Consider the following 2,458-nt stretch of genomic DNA (forward strand, 5'->3'; position numbering starts at 1 on the left):
TCCGCTATACCCGGGCCGCCATTCCAGGCGTCGGCACAAACAGTCCCGGCACCAAGGAAAGGAACACCCATGAACACCACAACCACAGTGACCATGCTGCCCATCGACGCCATCAGGCCCAACGACGCCAACCCCCGAAGCGAGATAGGAGACGTGTCGGAGCTGGCCATGAGCATCGCGTCCCAAGGCATACAGCAGGCCCTGGTCGTCACACCGGCGAACCAGGAGGGGCGGCACACCCTGGTCATCGGACACCGGCGGCTGGCGGCCGCCGAGCAGGCCGGCCTTGCAACCGTGCCCTGTATCATCACCGACATGGACGAGCAGACCCAGGCGGAGGTGATGCTGGTAGAGAACATACACCGTGACCAGCTCACCGCCCTGGACGAGGCACGCGGATACGCCCACCTCCTGGACCTTGGCGAAGACGTGGACCAGATGGCCAAAGCCACTGGCCGCAGCCGCAGCACCGTGCAGCGACGGCTCAAAATATCGTCCATCGACGACGAGAAAATACTCGCGCTGCCATCCCAGCTGAGCTTCGAGGAATTGGAGACGATAGCCGACTTCCGCGACGACGAAGGCCTGCAAGACCAGCTCATCAAAGCCGCAGGCACCAACAACTGGAACATGACACTGCACCAGGTCCAGGCCAAACGGTCGCTGGACAAGTGGATCGAACAGGCCCAGGAAGCCATCAAGCAGGCCGGGCTGCCCATCGTGCCGCTGACACCATCACAATCCTGGTCTGACCCGGAAGGTTGGCGCACCATCGCCCGATTCTCCCCGGATACCGACCCCGACCCCAAGCAGGCCCTCGACACATGGCTGGAGGAATGGGAAGGCGACAAACCCACGGCCGCCGGACTGCTCGACCGTGGCGGACAGTGGCGCGTCAAAATCACCCTGCTGGAGCCATACACCCAACAGGACCAGGAGGACGAACGCCGGCAAAGAGAGGATGACCTGGCCAGGTGGCAAGCCGAACAAGAAGCCGAAATCGCACCGGCCAAGCAACTGGACACGGCAAGCCACGACCTGCGGCTGGCCTACACGCAACGGCTCATGTCCCTCAAACGCCCCGCCAAAAACCAGTCCCAGGCCCTGTCCATGCTGGTCATCGCCCAAGCGAGCCAACGCACCTGGTGGGTCAGCCGGGACCAGGTGCGGGACACATGGCGCGCCATCGTCCAGGACCAGGAAGCCGAGCTGGCGCAAAAGGCCGACCTTGACGAGAGTCGCCGCACCCAGACGGCCTTCGCCCTGTGCCACGCCATCATGGAGACACAGATCAACCACGAGACCTGGCGCAGCCAAGACGACATAGACGGCCTGCTCAAACCCCTCTACCGTGCCCTCCAAACCGCAGGCTACGCCATCAGCGACGAAGAGCAATCCGGTCTCGACGGCGACCTGGTGCCCCGACCTGAAGAGGAAGACAACGAAGGGAACGAAGATGAAACAGACGACGGCGACCAGGAGGAGGACACCAAAGAGTGAATGAACCCCGCAGCCGGCCCCGCCACCAAGCGGGGCCGGCTGCCGGCGGCGGCGCAGCGATGCCTCGCGCCACCCCACGGGGTGGAATCGGCATCGTCGAACGCCCTGCGTTCGGACAGCCAGACCGCAACGCGAGGAACGCACGACTGGTTTGTATGTGCAATTTGTACTACACTCATGGTCATGGAGATCGAGATAGAGCAATCAGCCCGCAAGCACGGCTGCGCCGACGACGAAATCAGGCACGCGGTCCTCCACTCCATAGGCCACGAACAAATCGAGGGCTACGGCGACGAGATGACGGTGGTCTTCGTCGGCCAGCCACACCCCGGGGCCCTACCCGACAACCTGCTCGAAGTCATCGTCAGCAAATGGCAGGACGGCCAGCTCCACGCCTTCCACGCCATGCCGCTGACCAGCCGGTGGCAACATCTCAGATACCAATAGACACAACCAACAAGGAGCCAGACCATGACCAACACACAGACACCCGCCGACAGGGCAGCACACGCCGAAGCACTCGACCGCATGGCCGACGCCGGCCAATTCACACCCATCGAAGGCACCCGGGTATACCGGGGCTACGACGCCGGCCCCCTGACCGACGACGACCTGCTCTCCATCTTCGCCGGCCGCCCCCGCGACGAACTCAAACAACCCACCAGCAAAACCTGGCAGGTACGCACCACCCCGGCCCTGGACCAATGGGCCGAAGCCGCCGTCAAAACAGAAGGCACCAACCTATCGGCACTGATCCGCCAAGCCACCGCCGAATACCTGGCACACCACTACCCAGGACTCCGAAGCCAGATGGCCTGACCCATCAGGGCAACATCATCAAGGGACCCCTCAACGGGGTCCCTTTTTCCATGCTCGGCTCGGCCGGGGTTGTGGTCATCGGCGGCTGCGCCTTGATGTCTGGCCGCCGCTGTCGCACGCCTGCGGCGTGCTGCTGAAG

At 63.6% G+C, this 2,458-nt stretch carries 3 protein-coding genes; all 3 read left to right on the plus strand.

Annotation, left to right across the window (positions count from 1 at the left end):
* Window positions 1-69: 69 nt before the first annotated feature.
* The 3 genes from H3U90_RS08215 (at window position 70) to H3U90_RS08225 (ending at window position 2,319) form a co-directional block, all read left to right on the plus strand.
* A complete protein-coding gene (locus H3U90_RS08215) occupies window positions 70-1,500 on the plus strand; it encodes a ParB/RepB/Spo0J family partition protein (protein WP_015022037.1) in 1,431 nt (476 codons plus the stop codon).
* Window positions 1,501-1,683: 183 nt separating this feature from the next.
* The gene (locus H3U90_RS08220; RefSeq protein ID WP_141650026.1) at window positions 1,684-1,947 is read left to right on the plus strand and encodes a hypothetical protein; all 264 of its coding nucleotides are present in this window, start codon (window positions 1,684-1,686) and stop codon (window positions 1,945-1,947) included.
* Between the two features lie 24 nt (window positions 1,948-1,971).
* Complete coding sequence (locus tag H3U90_RS08225) at window positions 1,972-2,319, plus strand: hypothetical protein (protein WP_015022035.1); 348 nt, start codon at window positions 1,972-1,974, stop codon at window positions 2,317-2,319.
* Window positions 2,320-2,458 lie beyond the last annotated feature (139 nt).

Source organism: Bifidobacterium sp. W8103 (assembly GCF_016100775.1).
Lineage (GTDB): Bacteria > Actinomycetota > Actinomycetes > Actinomycetales > Bifidobacteriaceae > Bombiscardovia > Bombiscardovia choladohabitans.